General features: G+C 54.7%; 16 protein-coding genes. 8 read left to right on the top strand and 8 right to left on the bottom strand.

The features are described 5' to 3' along the window. Positions 1 to 3: 3 nt before the first annotated feature. From ACWJ62_RS03785 to cysQ, 4 genes are all read right to left on the bottom strand, one after another. Complete coding sequence (locus ACWJ62_RS03785) at positions 4 to 1347, bottom strand: capsule assembly Wzi family protein (RefSeq protein WP_449284982.1); 1344 nt, start codon at positions 1345 to 1347, stop codon at positions 4 to 6. Between the two features lie 359 nt (positions 1348 to 1706). Beyond that, positions 1707 to 2465, bottom strand: a complete 759-nt coding sequence (locus tag ACWJ62_RS03780) for a Wzz/FepE/Etk N-terminal domain-containing protein (protein ID WP_449284981.1) — start codon at positions 2463 to 2465, stop codon at positions 1707 to 1709. 92 nt (positions 2466 to 2557) lie between these two features. Beyond that, positions 2558 to 3037, bottom strand: coding sequence for a transcription/translation regulatory transformer protein RfaH (gene rfaH, locus ACWJ62_RS03775; protein WP_449284980.1), 480 nt, complete (start codon positions 3035 to 3037; stop codon positions 2558 to 2560). Beyond that, positions 3034 to 3813, bottom strand: coding sequence for a 3'(2'),5'-bisphosphate nucleotidase CysQ (gene cysQ / locus ACWJ62_RS03770; protein WP_449284979.1), 780 nt, complete (start codon positions 3811 to 3813; stop codon positions 3034 to 3036). The genes rfaH and cysQ overlap by 4 nt, the downstream gene beginning before the upstream one ends. A 90-nt stretch (positions 3814 to 3903) precedes the next feature. Between cysQ and ACWJ62_RS03765 the strand changes: the two genes are divergently transcribed. After that, positions 3904 to 5265, top strand: a complete 1362-nt coding sequence (locus ACWJ62_RS03765) for an MBL fold metallo-hydrolase (RefSeq protein WP_449284978.1) — start codon at positions 3904 to 3906, stop codon at positions 5263 to 5265. On the opposite strand, the gene ACWJ62_RS03760 is transcribed toward ACWJ62_RS03765, so the two are convergent. The 4 genes from ACWJ62_RS03760 to ACWJ62_RS03745 all read right to left on the bottom strand — a co-directional run bounded on the left by ACWJ62_RS03760 (position 5262) and on the right by ACWJ62_RS03745 (position 9576). Next, positions 5262 to 7106, bottom strand: coding sequence for a Wzy polymerase domain-containing protein (locus tag ACWJ62_RS03760; RefSeq protein WP_449284977.1), 1845 nt, complete (start codon positions 7104 to 7106; stop codon positions 5262 to 5264). The two genes, ACWJ62_RS03765 and ACWJ62_RS03760, sit on opposite strands and share 4 nt — an antisense overlap. Positions 7107 to 7129: 23 nt before the next feature. Then, complete coding sequence (locus ACWJ62_RS03755) at positions 7130 to 7528, bottom strand: pilin (RefSeq protein ID WP_449284976.1); 399 nt, start codon at positions 7526 to 7528, stop codon at positions 7130 to 7132. Positions 7529 to 7626: 98 nt separating this feature from the next. Continuing rightward, entirely contained in the window at positions 7627 to 9075 is a 1449-nt protein-coding gene (locus ACWJ62_RS03750; RefSeq protein WP_449284975.1) for an O-antigen ligase family protein, read from the bottom strand. Positions 9076 to 9171: 96 nt separating this feature from the next. Further along, entirely contained in the window at positions 9172 to 9576 is a 405-nt protein-coding gene (locus ACWJ62_RS03745) for a pilin (protein ID WP_449284974.1), read from the bottom strand. 312 nt (positions 9577 to 9888) lie between these two features. On the opposite strand from ACWJ62_RS03745, the gene pilB reads away from it, so the two are divergent. From pilB to ACWJ62_RS03710, 7 genes are read left to right on the top strand one after another with little or no spacing between them, the layout of a single operon-like run. Beyond that, entirely contained in the window at positions 9889 to 11604 is a 1716-nt protein-coding gene (gene pilB / locus ACWJ62_RS03740) for a type IV-A pilus assembly ATPase PilB (protein WP_449284973.1), read from the top strand. Positions 11605 to 11606: 2 nt separating this feature from the next. Further along, complete coding sequence (locus tag ACWJ62_RS03735; protein ID WP_449284972.1) at positions 11607 to 12827, top strand: type II secretion system F family protein; 1221 nt, start codon at positions 11607 to 11609, stop codon at positions 12825 to 12827. Further along, positions 12828 to 13703, top strand: a complete 876-nt coding sequence (locus tag ACWJ62_RS03730) for a prepilin peptidase (protein ID WP_449284971.1) — start codon at positions 12828 to 12830, stop codon at positions 13701 to 13703. Positions 13704 to 13706: 3 nt separating this feature from the next. Next, entirely contained in the window at positions 13707 to 14306 is a 600-nt protein-coding gene (coaE, locus tag ACWJ62_RS03725) for a dephospho-CoA kinase (RefSeq protein WP_449284970.1), read from the top strand. Next, the gene (locus ACWJ62_RS03720; protein WP_449285350.1) at positions 14299 to 15393 is read left to right on the top strand and encodes a hypothetical protein; all 1095 of its coding nucleotides are present in this window, start codon (positions 14299 to 14301) and stop codon (positions 15391 to 15393) included. Before coaE ends, ACWJ62_RS03720 begins: the two co-directional genes overlap by 8 nt. Next, positions 15393 to 16136 (top strand): tRNA (N6-threonylcarbamoyladenosine(37)-N6)-methyltransferase TrmO, encoded by a 744-nt coding sequence (gene tsaA / locus ACWJ62_RS03715; protein WP_449284969.1) that lies wholly within the window; start codon positions 15393 to 15395, stop codon positions 16134 to 16136. The genes ACWJ62_RS03720 and tsaA overlap by 1 nt, the downstream gene beginning before the upstream one ends. A 43-nt stretch (positions 16137 to 16179) precedes the next feature. Next, entirely contained in the window at positions 16180 to 18531 is a 2352-nt protein-coding gene (locus ACWJ62_RS03710; protein ID WP_449284968.1) for a response regulator, read from the top strand. The last annotated feature ends 41 nt before the right edge of the window (positions 18532 to 18572 follow it).

Raw genomic sequence — 18572 nt, 5'->3', positions numbered from 1 at the left:
AGTTTAAAAACGGTAAGTCCAGGTCGCGCCGAGAGACCATTGGTCTTTCTCGCCACCCAGGTACTGAATTTTTTTGTCGGTGGCCTGGAGGTTCAGGTCCAGCCAGCCGCTAAGCAATCGCGTTCCGTAGCCTACATCGAGGATGGTTACATTCTGATCAACGTCGGGCACGGCATAAAAGATATCGTCGTTCGGCACCACAATGCTAATACCGCCCTCTTTGTTGAGCCGTGCGAAACTGACTTTAGCACTGAGATTCGTCCCGTTGTCGAAGAAGTTGAAGGCCCCGAGAGTAACGGCTTCGGCGTCACCATCAAAGCTGGCACCCATGCTGCGGCCGTAATAGCGGTAGCCGGAACGGTAACGGGAATGTTCGTAAGTAATGTTGGGCATGGATTCACCCAGGAAATCGTCAGCCAGGGTATTGGTGTACTCAATAAACCATTGCTGGTCGGCTTCGAACAGCTGAGTGGTCCAGTCTGCGCCCAGCAGCCAGGATTTTCGGGCCGGGAAGGCGCCGGCTTCGTCCTCACCCATCATCTGGCCGTATAAGCCCATGGATTGTTCACCAATCGCGAATCCGTAGCGCGCGTCGATGCCTGCAAGCTGGTTGCCAGGGTCGTTTTCCTCAAGCTGCCCGTTATCACGGCCTATCAGGGCGTTCCAAATGGTAGACGCGCCTTCCGGCCGCCCTTCTCCGCCAAACATGATCGCGCGGGAGAGACCGATATCCAGGCCATCAATGGGGCGAAAGGTGAAGCGCATGCCAATGAGTTTGGCATCGGGAACTGCGCGATCACTTTCATATTGACCGGCAAGCGTTGTGAACTGCCAGGGGCCGATCCAGCTCAACCAGGGAGTTTCAAAGGCGTAGGTGTTGTTGCGATTAACCCAAAGCGCCGGCATCGGACGGGCGTTGTTCGAATAAATCAGGCTGGACTGCCAGCCGGGGCCCCACCAGCGGTCAATGGCGCCGGCACCAAATACCCAGTTGCCCGCCGTTGCCGCAAGATAGGAGCCATCCAGGCGCAGCTCGTCATCATCATCAGGGTTATGGGCATAGGCGGGGTTGAGCCCAAGGGCCCAGACTTCGCCCTGCCATTGAAGGTCGATTGCGGTTTCGGCCTTCGCCAGGGAATTCTGATCAAACCCCCGGATACCGGGAATCTCGCTGCTGCCATACAGACTGAACTCACCGCGAAAGCCCGGCTGTGCCTGCTGTTCCTGCTCGAAACGCAGATAAGCCGCGGCGGCACCCACAGACGCTTGATCCGAACTCACACTGGGCTGAACACCACTGTGAACCGCACTCCACATCAGTGGCCAGGTGCTAACAGTACGGTCCATATGGCCACGATCGGCCAACTTCTGAGCGGCAAACCTGGCCCGCGAATCCCCCGGCTCAAGCCAGGGCGCCGCAGAAAGGAGAGAACTGCTTAAGCACGCTACCGCCCCACCGACCAGGGCCCAGTGTTTTAAGGTCATAGAATAAGATTATCTGAAAGGTGACAGGGAAACGGCAATACGAATGGGAACAACTGAATCCCAACTATTTCCTTGTCGGTAGATGAATGTTCTGTTTCAGAAGCGTGACGATTCTACGGGATCGCCTGTGACAAGCAAGTGACAAAAAGTCTGACAGATGCGGTTTCAGGGACTTACTGAGGTAAAGAATTGTTAAAGCATCGGAAATGCAAGGGAATCGCCTACGAATCAGTCACTCTGGCCTTTACAAGGCTCGCGAACTCTACGAAAAAACTAAGAAAGACTCCCCCCATCAAACCAAGCATGCCGGCCAAAGCAATTATCAAGCTTCGCGCAGGCCCATTGGGCTCTGATTTTTTTCGGCTTGAAGCAAGAACCTCCATTGGCAGAATCGAGTCCAACGTCGCCTCGAGAGACAAACGTTTTTCAACTGCTGCGGCGATTGCTACGCCGGCATCCTCGTAACCCTCAAGCACCTCAACCATCCCCGACAGCGATTCAATCCGCCCCTTAAGATTCTGTTTCAAGCTCGACACGGCAGCCGATTGTGCTTGCTCGAGCTCTTCTATTAATTGCACATGGGCGTTTTCCACCGCATCAGACTGGCCAACTGATGCCTCTGAAGACACTCGAATCAAAGCCGTACTCTCCGGGTTTTCAAAGCGAACCTCAAACGGCATGACTTCATTGTGTTCCGCGTAATAAACGGACTGATACTCTGGAAGCCAGCGATTTTCCAAAGTCGCAATCACAGTAATTGGCTTCTCGATAGGAGTGCCAGCATCCTTCTCAGCAAGCTTGACGAGGCTGACGTAATCGTATTTCTGCGGCATAAAAAAGGCGTAAAGAAGCCCTAGCGATAGTACAGAGATGAATACAATGTAAAACACCCTCCGATGCTTAAGAAACGTTGAGATCAAATCTACTAGACTGATCTCGTCATCGGATTCTGGCTGGGGCTGTCGATGCATCTCCGTCATCTATACTCCGTTTTTGTTATTCCAAATCAGTGAGAGTTAGGACCTTCCATTTGAAACAACTGATTGCAGATCGGCTCAACCAGCCCACTCTACTATTTCCTTATAGCAGATACTGGAACTTTCACTCTCTGCTGCATCTGCATAAAGTTAATAAGCACAACAGCCCGTTCTTCGCCGTCGTAGGCCTGAAAAATTGCGTTGATGCCTTCAAACGGACCTTCACTCAGGTGAACCGACTGCCCAGGCTTGATGCCGCCCTGCTCTGCTACGGAATCGAGACTATCCTTTATATGCTGGATCACATCGTCACCGATGGCCGCAGGCTTGTTGGCAAAACCCACAACCCTCAACACACCGCGAGTAGAGCGCAGCTTTGCCCACATAGGATCAGTTTGTTCCAAATTCACGAAGAGATAACCGGGGAACAAGGGCTCCAGTTTTTTGGTGCGCTTGCCGGCTTTGATCTTCTCTACTGTGATTTTCGGGTAGAAGCAGGCAATGTCCTGATTCTGGAGGTGCGTCAGGGCGCGGTCACCCTGGGCGGGTTTGTGTTGGAGTGCGTACCATGTCATGGCTCGGGAATATACCAGCTTCCTGTAGCGATGAAATACGGATTTAACACATCTTGTTTACCGTATTTCAACGGCTTGCCATCCAGCGTTTCCACTTTTCCGCCAGCCGCCATCAAAACGGCCTGCGCAGCACCGGTGTCCCACTCACAGGTAGGCCCCAGGCGGGGATAGGCGTCGGCATGGCCTTCGGCGATACGGCAGAACTTGAGAGAACTGCCGGCCTGAACCAGCTCATGGTCACCGAGCTTTTCCGTAATGAAAGCTTTCGTTTCCTCGTTCAGGTGGTTTTTGCTTGCCACTACACGCTTTACCGCTTTGGGTTCCGTCACCCGGATCCGGTGAACTTTGCCCGTGCGGTCCCGCATATGGGCGCCTTCTCCCACGATTCCCCAGAAAGCCTCTTTCAGGGCAGGCGCGATGACGACGCCCATCACTGGCTGGCCATCTTCGATCATGGCGATATTTACCGTGAACTCGCCAGTGCGCTGGGTAAAATCCTTTGTGCCATCCACGGGGTCCACCAGCCAGAAGCGCCGCCAGTGTTTGCGCTCTTCCCAGGGAATGTCCTTGCCTTCTTCGGAGAGGATTGGGATATCCCGGCTGATGCTGCGCAGGCCGTGAGTGATGATGTCGTGGGCGGCAGTGTCGGCAGCGGTGATGGGCGAATGGTCTTCCTTATAGTTCACCTTGAAGTCGGATTGATAAATATGCAGCACTCTCTCGCTGGCCTGGTCGGCCACTTTGATGACATCCGGGAGGATCGAGCTGTAATGCATGTGATTCGCTTCCTGCTTCAGGTCAATTCGTTATGAACTATGATAGGCCATAGTAACACTCCTTAAATAAAGAACGAGAAGGATGCCCTTATGAAACTTCGCTTCCTTGGCGGCACAGGAACCGTTACCGGCTCGCGCTACCTGCTCTCCGACGACAAGCACCGGGTACTGGTGGACTGCGGCATGTACCAGGGCGTGAAAACCCTGCGCAAGCGCAACTGGGCGAAGTTTCCGGTGGATCCGTCCACCATTGATGCGGTGGTGCTCACCCATGCCCACATTGACCATTCCGGCTACCTGCCTGCCCTGGTGAAGAACGGATTTAAAGGCAAGGTCTACTGCACCAAGGCGACCCACGAACTATGCAAGGTTCTGCTGCCAGATGCCGGCTTTTTACAGGAAGAAGACGCCAAGTACGCCTTCCGCAAGAAATTCTCCAAGCACGAAAACCCGGAACCGTTGTTTACCGAGAAAGACGCCTGGGAAGCACTCAAGCATTTCGAATCCCTGCACTACCATGAAACGTTCGAGCCGGTGAAAGGATTCCAGGTAACGTTTACCCCGGCGGGGCACATTCTGGGCTCTTCCTGCGTGCATGTTCATCACAAAGGTGCCGACCGAACGGTTGTGTTCAGTGGTGACGTGGGGCGGCAGAACGACATCATCATGCGCCCACCTGAGCCGCTTCAAAAAGCGGATGTGCTGTTGTGTGAATCCACCTATGGAGATCGCGCCCACGGTGAGACGGATCCGGAGGCCGAGCTCGCAGAAATCATCACCAAAACGGCTGGTCGTGGCGGCATCGTGCTTTTACCGGCGTTTGCGGTGGGGCGCGCGCAAATGCTGTTGTACGTGATTCACAAGATAATGGGCGAAGGGAAAATCCCCAAACTGCCTGTGTTCCTGAACAGCCCCATGGCAATCAAAGCCACAGAGATCTTCTGCAAGCATCACAAAGAACACAAACTCAGTGCGGCGCAGTGCGAGCTGATTGATGAGAAAACCAATTTTGTGCGCAAGGTGGAGGAATCCATTGAGCTGGATGCAGTGCGCTACCCCTGCGTGATTATTTCCGCCAGTGGAATGGCCAGTGGTGGACGGGTACTACACCACCTGAAAACGCTACTACCCAATCCCCGCAACAGTGTGGTTTTTGCTGGCTTTCAGGCACCGGGTACTCGCGGGGATGCATTGGTGAATGGTGCAGAATCGGTGAAGATTCATGGTGAGTACTGGCCGGTGAAGGCTGAGATTCATAACCTGGACTCGCTATCCGCGCACGGGGATTACAACGAGATCCTGGCGTGGCTGGAGCAGGGCTCATTAAAGCCCGAGAAGGTTTACGTCACTCACGGGGAGATGGTTGCGAGTGACGTCATGCGGAAACGGATTCGCGAGAAATTTGGCTGGGATGTTGAGGTGCCGGAGTTGTTCGAGGAGGTGGAGGTTTAAGGCTGGGTTGCCCTCAGCCTCTCAGCCATCGCTTCCTTGGCATTCTCGATCCTGACTCCGGTCAGGGTCTTACCCCGAATGGAAAGCCCTTCCTTGATGCACGCCTGAAGCTTCGGCAGATCTGATGTCGCAGCCAGCCCTTTCTCCCGAACGTGGTCGATCATGAAAGGCGCCGAACCAGGATATCGGCGAGCCGTTTGTGTCGCTACATTACAAGCATCTTCCAGTCTATCGGCCATCAGATATAGCGAGTATTGGCGCAGCATTACAAGGTCACGTGCCTGCCAGTGGGCAACCCGTTCGACTTCGTCCAGTTGACCTTCCAGATCTACGGTAACAGGAGCGAACTCTCGATAGCGCCAGAGTGATGTGTAGGGGCCAAGTAAGCCATGCTCGCTCAAAACCATTATCTGCATGAAGTCATCAATGTCATGGTCTTCCTTCAAAGCAATACGCGCGAACGAAGCGTAACTGGTGCCCACGCTGATAAACATTATCAGGGTAATCAGGAGACACACCCCACCCACGAAGGGTTTGGTTCGCGAGCTGTCGTTTTCGAGCAGACGGTTCTCATAGAGAGGCAATAACAAAAGCCCGAACAGCATTAAGAACCAGGCATACCAAAGCGGAAATTCAAGGTTACTATGTATCAGGAGCAGGCCTACGGCTCCCGCCAAGAACAACCTGTTGGTATCTACAGGGCGCTTTAGTACCTGCCATCCAATCGAGACAAGTATGGCCAGAAAAACCGCCAACCCGATAAAACCGGTCTCAATAAAGAGCATGATGAAGATATTGTGAGCATTACCCCAAGTGCCATTATCCAATGACTCAACCGAGACCCTATGATCGTTTTCTGAAGAAAAGCGAGCGTATTGCCCTGGGCCAACGCCCACCAGCAGTTCTTTTACCGACATTTCCGGCACGGCTGAAGCCGCTTTCTGCCACTCCGATGACCGGAACTTGTCGTTCAACGCATCCCGCTCCAGCAAGGCTTGAGTGGTGCTCCGGTTTACAATTCCCTGCTCCGTCAGCCATTGGTTGAGGGGCGCGTTAACAAATGGGGTTAAAACAAGCAAAGCCACAACAGCGAGCACCGAACCCGCCAATAATTTTCTTTTGGGCAAGGTTTCGGACAAGCGAAAAGGTGGCAGGCTCGCGCAAATCACCCACAACAAAAGACCTGCCGTAAACAACCACGACACGCGCGAAGCGGAGCAGGCAATACCCCAACCAAACAAGAGTACCGAGCCTGCCAGCTTCCAGCGTTGTTGCTGCCAACTGCAGCAGAAAACTGCCGCCAGCAGGCCTAGCCACAAGGTGATGTTATTCAGGTTGGCTTGAGTCCACATACCCCCCATACGCTCCTCGGCCGGCTTAAGCGAGGGGATCACTCCCTGGAGGGCGCCGTAATATCGTAGCAAGCTGAAAATGGCGTAGAAGGTTGCACCGTACCAGAGAACGCGCATTAACAGCGCGACAAATTGATCGGTACCTAACTGCTCAAGGGCCTCAGTCATACCGAAGAGAAACAGCGCCGAAAAGCCAAGGAAAATGAGGTACCAGTGCCAGGCTGCGGAGACAGCATAGCCGTTAACCGCAATGGATAACCCCAGCGCCAGAATAAAAAGGAGAAGCAATCCTAAGGCCGGCGATAGTGCGAAACGGCTGGCGTCTGAGCGCAACAGCATGACGCTACCCAGCAGGCCTCCCATCAACAAGGCGAGCCCGTCGGAAAACGCAGCCGCTATCGGCCAAACCTTCACCAACAAAGCCGAGGGCACCAGCATAAAGAGCAGCAATAGTACGCTTATTGTTTTCCTACTGCTGCGATACTCCATTCCGTCAATAAATCCCTCAGTAGTCAAGAATCAAGACCAGCGCCAACCTGGCACTGTTCATCGGTAATAGGTGCTACCCCAGTCATTACATAGTTAACGGTGCCGGTGTCTTCAACAGTCGCAACAAGGTTACAACCTTCATTTATCATGGTGATGGCAGAGGTTGTGCCAACCGCTGCACTCGGCGCGATGCTCAGGTCTGCCTCCGCTGCGATCTCCGAGTTCAACGTTTGGCAACCGTTGCCTGTTTGGGTGCACACCTGCAATTTAATCACAAAGGGCGTCGCCGACTTCATCGCCGCACCGCCATGTGCGCTTGCCACATAGGTCTGGTACGCAGGTATTGCAACCGCCGCCAGGATGCCAATAATCGCGACCACGATCATCAGTTCGATCAGGGTAAAACCACGGTGTTTGTTCATGAGCAGGAACTACTCCACTTCAGATCAGGACTAAAGTGAATGCTGCAAACTCCGCGCCAATTAGCTTTTTGCAGTAAAAACAGTACGGTTGCGCTACATCAGTCTGCAACTTGCTGTCGAGGAAAGTCACCATGTGACCAAAATCGGGGTGAATAGATCGATCCTTGGCCCTTATAGGTCAATCGGTCTTCCATGTTGTCTTGATAGTAGCGCCAGACCTCCTGCATCCACAGGGGACCAACAGCCAACACTACCAGTAACGCGAGCCCCGCTGATAACCGGACCATTGGGCGAGCTGGAACAGACGAGCGCGGAGAGTCACCCTGTAGCGGCGCCTGGAGCAAGGCCAGGAACAAGGTTAGAACCAGAAATCCTGTGAGCATGGATGCCGGCGCCATAAACACTGCCGAAAAGCCACTATGCACACCGGCAGCCACGACCGATGCGGTAAACCCAGCCATAACCGTGGCATTCCGGCCTTTTTCGACGTAGGTCGAACTGCGAACCAGCAATGACCTCATAATGCCTGCGACCGCGATAGCCAGAGCCGCGAGACTGATCCATCCGTATTCGGCAGCCCATAGTAAATACATATTATGCGGATGACCGTAGGATTTTGAGTTGGCGTATGCATCGCTAATGATGGAATGCGTCAGCCATGACTGAGGGCCCAACCCAAACGGGAAATTAACCAGGCTCATTTCCCAGGCTTCCCGCCAAAGAGGCATCCGGCCAGCCGAGTCAGCATCAATTTCTCGTAGGTCGGCAGCCCCAAAAAAGAACCAGGGGAGAAGCACGGTCAATACCAGCCACAGAGTCCCACCACCTAGCAGTTGGATACCAAGCGAACGCAGCCAGCCCAGTGTATGCCGTTTGAAAAGCACAGCTACGATCAGCGATCCAACCAGAAGCCCGAGGGCAGACCCTCTGGCGGATGTAGAAAATAGCATCCACCACCACAGCGATCCGGCAAGCACAAACATCCCCCGGACAACAGGCAACGTCGACAGGCTTCCGGAACGCTGCGCAGCAGCAATCAGCGGAATCAACCATGTGGCCAGATGGCTCCAATACCTGATATTAGGGAAACCCCATGTCACCGTTGTGTCGATATCCGTATTGCCATCACGTAGTGCAAGACCGTAGTTCATGAGCGCAATGAATCCATAGATCAGCGCAAGGAACGCAATAACTGTGAGAATTCTACCCGAGTGCTGCCAAAGACTTCCCGACTCAGACAGGTGGCCGCTGAACAGGCAACAGCCCAGAAATAAGAAGGCGAACATCAGGGGCTCGACGTGGTAAACCGCTGGGTAGAGTTCACCGGACAGGAACACAAGAATGAAAGGAAGCAACCAGGGCAGCCACCCAATCCTCGCGGTCTGGTGGCGATGGGCGACGATCTTGGCAAGACAAAGGCAAACTGCCAGCCAGATCACTAAACACAGGAGAAAACGCTGCTCAGCATAATTGCCAGCGCCAGCCGGTATAAGGCCTGAAAACAGAGAAAACCCGACCAGTAGGAGGCTAGAGGCAACCAGGATCATATACATTGCTCCCAAATAAAAAAACCCCTGTGTTATCACAGGGGTTTTTTACAACCTTGACTCTTTGCGATTTTCTATCGCATCCGTCAGCCGACCTTAGCTATCGAGGCCAGCACCTTCTTCACACTGCGCTGTCGTGACCGGGGCAACACCGGCCATGCTGTAGGTAACGCCACCGGTAGTCCCGATCGTAGCGGTCAGCGCGCAACCCTCGTTGGTCCAGACCAGATCACCGCCAGTGTTAATGTCGAAGGTTGTGGCGGAGCCAGCCATCGCATCTTCCGCACCAATTTCGCTATTCAGGTTGGTACAGTCAATGCCAGTTTGAACACAAACCTGCGCCTTGGAAACGTACGGAGTAACACCCTTCATGGTAGCGCCACCCTGGGAGGTGCGCACATATTCCTGATAGGCAGGAATCGCTACCGCTGCAAGGATACCGATGATCGCTACAACGATCATCAGTTCGATAAGAGTGAAACCCTTCTGAACTGTTTTCATATTTTATCTCCGAAAGATGGTCAGTCTCGCCCTGGACGCAGAGCGGCCTGCCATGTAACAAGCAGACACCGTGCCAATCTTTAAGCACCGGAATTTTTCACTTTAAATACAATCCCGTAGGCAACAAACATCACACCAACATAGAAGCGCCACTTCCGTTTGCCTAGTCGCAATTGGTCACTCGGTGACAAATTTTGTCAGCTGCAGGTTAATTACATGCATGCTTTCCAAAGACATCCTGTGCATCTAAACTCTGCTTTAATCACTCTGAACGCCGTTTCAGCAACTTATAAGACACTCTTGAACGTTCCTATGGCAACTGACAGCAGCAAAGTTACCCTCACAGGCTTGGCCAGACGCTTTGTGGATGACGGACTTCTGGACGAGGCAACTGCGAAAGATGCCTTTCTCCAGGCCTCCCATAACAGAATCCCCCTGATCACCTATCTTGTTCAGAACCAGTTGGCAGATAGCAGCGGGCTGGCTTTCTCCGCAGCCATGGAGTTCGGGGTCTCGGTTCTGGACCTCTCCGCTTTTTCCACGGAGATGATTCCCGAGAAGGTCGTCGACGAGAAGCTGATCCGTAAACACAACGCGCTGCCAATCTACAAGCGTGGCAACCGGCTGTTTATCGCTGTTTCTGACCCGACCAACATTCAGGCACTTGATGAATTCAAGTTCAATACCGGCCTGAGTACCGATGCAATACTGGTAGATGACGCTAAACTTCGGGACTCCATTGAGAAGTACCTGGAATCCCAGGACACCTCCATGGGGAACCTTGAGGACGCAGACCTGGAAGGTGTGGAAACCGAGGGTGGCGAACAGGAAGACGAAAATGCCGTTACTGCCAGTGAAGTGGACGACGCACCCATCGTTAAGTACGTGAACAAAATGCTGCTGGATGCGATTCGCGGTGGCGCATCGGATGTTCACTTTGAACCTTATGAAAAGGTCTACCGGGTTCGCTACCGCACGGACGGTATCTTGAAGGAAGTGTCACGACCTTCCATAAAGTTGGCGCCGAAGATTTCTGCCCGCGTAAAAATCATGGCTCAGCTGGACATATCCGAGCGGCGTGTGCCTCAGGATGGCCGGATAAAGATGAAACTGTCCAAAACCAAGGCCATCGACTTCCGGGTGAACACACTACCCACCCTATGGGGTGAAAAGATCGTATTGCGGATACTGGATCCGAGCCAGGCCAAGCTGGGCATTGACGTTCTTGGTTATGAGGAAGACCAGAAGCAGATTTACCTTGAGGCCCTCGAACAACCCCAAGGTATGATTTTGGTAACCGGGCCAACCGGCTCCGGTAAAACGGTTTCTCTCTATACCGGCCTGAACATCCTGAACACTGCCGAAAGGAATATTTCTACTGCCGAGGACCCAGCCGAGATTAACCTCGAAGGTATCAACCAGGTTAACGTGAACACCAGAGTAGGGCTTGGCTTCGCGGAAGCGCTCCGGGCGTTCCTTCGTCAGGACCCCGACGTTATCATGGTGGGTGAGATCCGTGACCTGGAGACGGCGAACATCGCCATCAAGGCGGCCCAAACGGGCCACTTGGTTCTTTCCACCCTGCACACCAACAGCGCTGCCGAAACGCTCACTCGGATGATGAACATGGGCGTTCCGTCGTTCAACATCGCAACCTCCGTGAGTGTAATTATTGCTCAACGACTGGGAAGGCGGCTGTGCAACAGCTGCAAACAGGCCGCGGATGTCCCCAAAGACGTGCTTTTGGCGGAGGGGTTCACACAGGAACAAATTGATACAGGCTTCACGTTGTACCGCCCAAAGGGCTGTGATAAATGCAATGGAGGATATAAAGGCCGCGTCGGTATTTACGAGGTGGTCAAGATTACCGACGAGCTGGCTAACATGATTATGGAAGAGGCCAGCTCCATCAAAATTGCAAAACAGGCTCAGGCCGAGGGTTTCCGAAATCTACGGCAGGCAGCGCTTCTGAAAGTGATTCAGGGTGTGACCAGTCTTGAGGAAGCCAATCGCGTGACGAAGGACTAGACATGGCAGAGAAAGCACAAAAGCTCCAGGCATTCGTTTGGGAAGGCAAAGACCGAAAAGGTAATAAGACGACCGGTGAAGTTTCCGGCACCAACCTCGCACTAGTGAAAGCTCAGCTTCGCAAACAGGGCATTGTGCCGAGCAAGGTGAAGAAAAAGTCAAAACCACTGTTCGGCGGCAGTAAGAAGATCACCCCCTTCGACATTGCAATGCTCACCCGCCAGCTAGCCACCATGATGAAGGCAGGCGTCCCCCTCGTTCAGAGCTTTGACATCGTCGCGGACGGACAGGAGAACAAGGGGCTTCAGGAGCTGGTTCTGAATATCAGGAATGACATAGCTGCAGGCACCAGTTTTGCGGGTGCGCTTCGGAAGCACCCTCGGCATTTTAACGATCTCTACTGCAGCCTTGTGGATTCCGGTGAAAAAGCGGGTGCGCTTGAGCAGATGCTTGATCGAATTGCTACCTATCTGGAAAAGAGCGAGTTGCTGAAGAAAAAGGTCAAAAAGGCTATGACCTACCCTGCAGCCGTTGTCGTTGTCGCAATCATCGTTACTGCAATTTTGCTTGTGAAAGTTGTTCCGCAGTTTGAGGCTCTGTTTACTGGCTTTGGAGCAGACCTTCCGGTTTTCACACAGATGGTGGTAAACCTTTCAGAATGGATGCAGAAATGGTGGTTTATTGTACTACTGGGAATTGTTGGCTTCTTTTTCCTTTTCAAGGAAGCAAAGTACAGGTCGAAGAAGTTCTCAGATGCGGTTGATAAGTACACACTGAAAATTCCGGTTATTGGCGAGGTTCTCGATAAGTCGGCGGTTGCCAGGTTCGGGCGAGTTCTGTCAACGACATTTGCCGCCGGGGTGCCTTTGGTAGACGCGCTCGAATCTGTGGCTAATGCAACAGGCAACGCGGTCTATCGGGATGGGATCAACAACATTAAAGATGAAGTCGCAAGCGGTACCCAGTTGCAGGCGGCCATGCGCAATGCAGACATCTTCCCGGTAATGGCTGTTCAGTTGACTGCCATCGGTGAAGAATCCGGTAACCTCGACGAGATGCTCTCCAAGGTTGCCGATCACTACGAAGCGGTAGTTGACGATCTGGTTGATAACCTTTCGTCCCTTATGGAACCTTTGATCATGTCGGTTCTGGGCGTGCTGGTGGGTGGCCTGATCATCGCTATGTACCTTCCGATCTTCCAGATGGGTAAGGTGGTTGGCTAAGTGCTTGATCTTGAAACGTTGCTTGGCACCCCCTGGCTACTTTACCTGTCGGTTATTCTTGTATCCCTCTGCATGGGCAGTTTCCTGAATGTTGTCATTCTGAGACTGCCCAAAATGATGCACCAGGACTGGCGCTGCCAGTGCGAGGAGTTCCTGGAACTGCCTGAAAAACAGCGCAAGGAGGAAGACCGGATTACCCTAGCCAAGCCGGCTTCCACTTGCCCTTCCTGCGGCCATGGCATTCGGGCCTGGGAGAATATTCCAGTCGTCAGCTGGCTGGCTCTTCGAGGCAAATGCGCTTCGTGCAAGGCGTCCATTTCGCCCCGCTACCCGATCATTGAGGCAGTCACCGCGATTTTCTCGGTGGTGACCATTGCTGTCATCGGGCCGAACGAGTCGGCGCTTTGGGCCCTTTTGTTGGTTTGGGCTCTGGTGGCTTTGACGGTAATTGATTTCGACACTCAATTACTGCCAGACAGTATTACCCTTCCACTGATGTGGCTTGGCCTAGTGCTGAACTACTTTGGCGTGCTGACCGATTTTAACAGCGCATTCTGGGGGGCAGTGGTCGGTTATCTGGCTCTGTGGTCCGTCTACTGGTTGTTCAAGCTGGTAACCGGCAAGGAAGGCATGGGGCATGGAGACTTCAAGCTGCTTGCCGCACTCGGCGCCTGGCTGGGGTGGCAGTTGTTGCCAGCGGTTATCTTGCTTTCCTCGGTGGTTGGCGCCGTCGTGGGTATCAGCCTGATGGTGTTCAAGCAGCATGGGCGCGAGGTGCCGATTCCGTTCGGGCCCTATCTGGCGACTGCCGGGCTGCTCTGTTTGTGGTTCGGGACTGAGATTCAGGCGTTCTGGTACGGATTCCTGGGAGTCTGACTCATGAAGATTGCTGGCCTGACCGGCGGCATTGGTTCCGGGAAATCCACGGTCGCTCGCCTTTTCGGCGAACTTGGCGTGCACTGGGTGGACGCCGATGATGTTGCCCGCGAAGTGGTCGAGCCGGGTACACCAGCGCTTGCTGAGATTGCAAAGCACTTTGGGGAGAAGATTCTCACTTCCGACGGCGCTCTGGATCGTTCACAGCTTCGCGCAATTGTCTTTCAGGAGCCGGAAGAGCGGGTTTGGCTGGAGTCGCTGTTGCATCCGATCATCCGCGAGGAATTGATCCGGCAGCTGAACCCGGAAAACTACCAGCTTCCCTACGTGCTTCTGGTCTCCCCTCTCCTTCTAGAGACCGACCAGCACGAACTGGTTGACCGCATTATCGTGATTGACGTACCCAAGGACGTTCAACTCGAACGCACCATGGCCCGTGACACCAATTCCCGGGAGCAAGTTGAGCGGATCATCGCGGCTCAGATGTCACGCGAGGATCGGCTGGCGCGGGCGGATGAGGTGATTGATAATGACCGCCCTCTGGATGATGTATCGCGTCAGGTGCGGGAGCTGCATGAAAGGTTGCTGGTGGACTTTGACTGACTGGTTTTCCCGCTATCGTATTGCAGGCCTTGCGGCTGCACTTTCTCTCACGGTCTCTTCTCCAAGCTACAGCATCGAGCCGGTGTTTGAGGTTCGGGAACGTTCAGTGGCTGAGATGCTGTCTCCGGCTGAGCTCCCGATTGGGTTCTATACGTTTGAGCCGGACGAATACTGGGCGGATCCACGGGATTCCTACTGGCTCAAGTTCAGCAATTGGGTGCTACGGCAGGAGCGCCTTCACGGGCAGAAGATCCAGTCTGTTGGCCAATGGGCAGACCGTACCTTGTCCGGCAGCGCCCAAAGCCTGCCCAACAATGAGAGCTATCTGCGAGTTGGCTTTGCGACGGAATCCGAGTACGGCGACCCGGCACAGTTTGAGCCGGAGGCTCGATTCCGGCTGGATATTCCCACCACCCGTCGGAAACTGCGCCTGGTTATCGAAAGCGAGAGCGAAGACCTGATTCCTCTCGGGGAGCGCCAGCGGGACCGCCAGCTTACTGAGCCGGAGCGTTCCGATACGGAAGCCACGGGCGCCCTGCGCTATCTGACCCAGATTGGCGATGCCATCAATTTCTCCAATGATGTGGGTGTGCGCCTTCGGCTCCCTCCGGATGCGTTTTGGAGGGCAACGGCCGAGAAGCGCTGGCGCCTGGACGACAAGTGGGTGCTGAACGCTCAGCAACGGTTTTATTATTTTCATCAGGACGGTTGGGGAGAGCGAACCTGGATTGGCGCAGGCCGCCCGGTCGGGGATGGTTGGTATTTCCAGTCGTCCTCCGAACTGGAATGGGTGCACAACGACAAGGAATTTGTGGCGGGCCAGATATTCAGCATGCGTAAGCGCATGAATAACCGCCTAATCGTAACACCGAGGCTGGGCCTGCTGGGGGAAAGCAAACCTTCCTGGCGCACCACCTCCGCGTTTACAGATCTTACCTTTCGCTACCGACTCCACAGCAACTGGCTATACGCGGAGCTGATCCCCGCGCTGGAATTCCCACGGGAGGAAAGCTTCAAAGACCGGGCTTCTGTGGTGTTCCGTGTGGAGATGTTTTTCTCCGGTATTATTGAGGATGATCGTTTGTAATGCCAAGACACCCCTCGAAGCCCGCGACCGAGGCCCTTACCCTCACGCCGATTGCCATTACACGCTCCTGCTTCCAGGACAAGTTCGGGGTACCGCGCCAGCCAGGTCTGACCCGACATGCCCGGGCCGACCTGATCATCCAGCCACCGTTTGACCGGGAAGATGCCTTCCGAGGACTGGAGACCGCCAGCCACCTGTGGCTGACCTTCCAGTTTCACGAAGCGGTGCGCGCTGAATGGCGGCCAGTGGTGCGCCCTCCCCGCCTGGGCGGCAACCGAAAAATGGGCGTGTTTGCCAGCCGTTCTCCGTTTCGCCCAAACAGCCTCGGCCTGTCGGTCGTTCGCAATGAGGGATTGGTGCGAAAAGATGGCCAGCTCATCCTCCGCATCAGCGATCATGACCTGATCGAAGGCACACCGATTCTCGATATCAAACCCTACCTTCCCTTCGCCGATTCCGTGCCTGAGGCCACCCTGGGCTGGGCAGATTCTCCGCCAACGGAACGGCTGGAGGTGGTTTTTCTGCCGGAAGCGGAGGCGCAGATCCGTCAGCTTTCATCGGAAGACTATCCGGAACTGCGCCCGCTGATCGAGGATGTGGTCGCTTACGATCCACGCCCCTCGTTTCGCAGAGGGCGGGATGAAGAGCGCATTTACGGCGCGCATCTGTACGATCTGAACGTCCGATTCCGATTCGTGAATGATCATTCACGGAAACGTGTCGAAGTGCTGACGGTCTGTTAAACTGCTTTTGGTGATTTTGTAGTCGACACAGGGAATATGTGCCTTGCCTTCAAAGCGGTTCTTCAAACGATTGGGAATACGGCCATTGGCGGCAAGGTTGCTCGCCTACGTATTACTGTTCAGCCTGTTTCTGTCTCTGGTGGCAACGGGCGTTCAGCTAATCGGAGAGTTCGAGCGGCGCAAGAACGATCTGTTGAATGACCAGACACGAGCCGCCGAGTTGGTCTCCGGGAGTATGAGCAACAACATCTGGCTGATGAATTTCAGCGAGGTGGCTAACAGCCTGGATGATATGCAGGCAGTGCCCGCTGTCCAGTACGGTCGGGTGGTGACCAGCACCGGCGAAACCTTCAGCACCGGTACTTACCCTGAGGGTCGGGTCATTTCGCAGACCTTTCCACTAATATTCGACCGCTCCAACAACCGCAGCCCCGAAAATGTCGGCACGCTCACCGTTACCTCCTCCATTGACCAGATTTACACAGACCTACGTAACCGCGCGCTCCTGAACCTGCTGTTTCAATCAATTGTTGTCATGCTGGGCACCCTTGGCTTGCTGGTGATCGTTCGTTTGACGCTGTCCCGACATCTGGAATCCATGGCCGATTACGCCGCCCGTCTGAACCTGGACGCGCTGGTAGACCCGCTGAAGCTCAAGCGCAAACCCCGCAAGACGCCGGACGAACTCTCCGAACTGGAGCAGGCCCTGAACAAGATGCGCCTGCAAATTCTTGAGGACACCCGTTCCCTGCGCCAGACCACGATCCAGTCCCAGGGTGAGCGGGACGAGGCGGTGCGGGCCAATCACGCCAAGAACCAGTTTCTGGCGAATGTGAGCCACGAACTGCGCATTCCACTGCAATCGGTGCTGGGCTACGCCAACCTGCTTACCGATACACCCCTGGATCAGGAGCAGCGGGAATACGTCCTGACCTTGCTGAGCGCCTCGGAAAGCCTCTCTGCCATCATCAACGACCTGCTGGATATTTCCAGCATGGAAGCGGGCAAGCTGGTGCTGGACGACATTCCCTTTGACCTTCGGGAAACCCTCAATGATCTGGTGCACATGCTCGGCTCTCGCGCCCGGGAGAAAGGCCTCGCACTGGAGCTTCGGATTGACGAAAATCTGCCCTGGGCCCTGAAGGGTGACCCGGTTCGCATTCGCCAGATATTGTTGAACCTTACGTCCAATGCCATCAAGTTTACCGATTCTGGCCATGTGCTGATCAGTATCGAGTTGTTGGGCCGTCGGGACGATAAGGCTCGCCTGCGCATTGCCGTGGAAGACACCGGCGTGGGCATCAACCCGGAAGATGTTCCCCTGGTTTATGAACCCTACGTGCAGCTTGGCCAACAGTTCCAGCGTCAACTGCCCGGCGCAGGCCTTGGCCTTACCATCTGCCGTCAACTGGTAGGCCTGATGGACGGATCCATGGATTTGGAAAGCCGCCCCGGTGAAGGCTCGACCTTCTGGATGGAACTGACTCTGCCCGTGGCCCCGGAGAACGCAGCCCGGGTTCGGCCAGATACCCGGATGGTGAAACACCGCCGGATTCTGGTGGTGGATTCCTATGAGCTCTCCCGCAAGATCACGCTGGAGATGCTGTCCCGCCACGAGGTGCACATTGAAGCGGTGAAATCCGCTGGCGAGGCACTCACGTCCCTGCGTACGGCGTTCGATGGCCAGCAGCCTTTCGATGCCATTATTCTGGATGGTTTTGTGCCGGATATGGACAGCGACCTGCTATGCAGACAGATACGGAGCAATCCGCTTTGGTCGGATATGCGCCTTCTGATCCTGTCGTCCAACCCCCAACGGGGCGATGCCGAACATTTCCGCCAGGCCGGCGCCGATGCCTTCCTGAGCAAATCTCTACGAGAGTCCTGCCTGACGCCCATCCTCAACCAGTTGTTTGCCGATGCCGCCAAAGAAGAACGGCGTTTCCTGACCCGATTCTCGCTTCAGGCTACCACCGATACCGCCCGGCACCGGGAGCTTCCCTGCGGCCGCATGAGGGTGTTGCTGGTGGAAGACAATCCCGTGAACCGCACCCTGACCCGTCGGCTGCTGGAGAAGCTGGGCTGTGACGTGATGACCGCCAACGATGGCGAGGCTGCGGCCAGCCTTTGGCAATGGCATCCGTTCGATCTGGTGTTCATGGATTGTGTGATGCCCCGCGTGGATGGCTTTGAAGCCACCCGGCGCCTGCGGGAATGGGAGAAAACCCACAACCGCCTGCGCATCCCCGTGGTCGCCCTCACCGCAAGCGCCATGGAAGAAGACGAGGAACGCTGCCGCCGATGCGGTATGGATTCTTTTGTTGCCAAGCCTGTCAATATTGAAATGTTGCGGGCAGTACTGGAACAATATTGTCAGGCGTCTGCTGCCTCCTGAGAACTGCTTACCGAAATACGGGCACAGACATCCAGACACGT

It is taken from the genome of Marinobacter sp. PE14 (genome assembly GCF_053566155.1).
The sequence above is the reverse complement of the archived record's forward strand: the minus strand, read 5'-3'. Positions and strand labels throughout refer to the sequence as shown.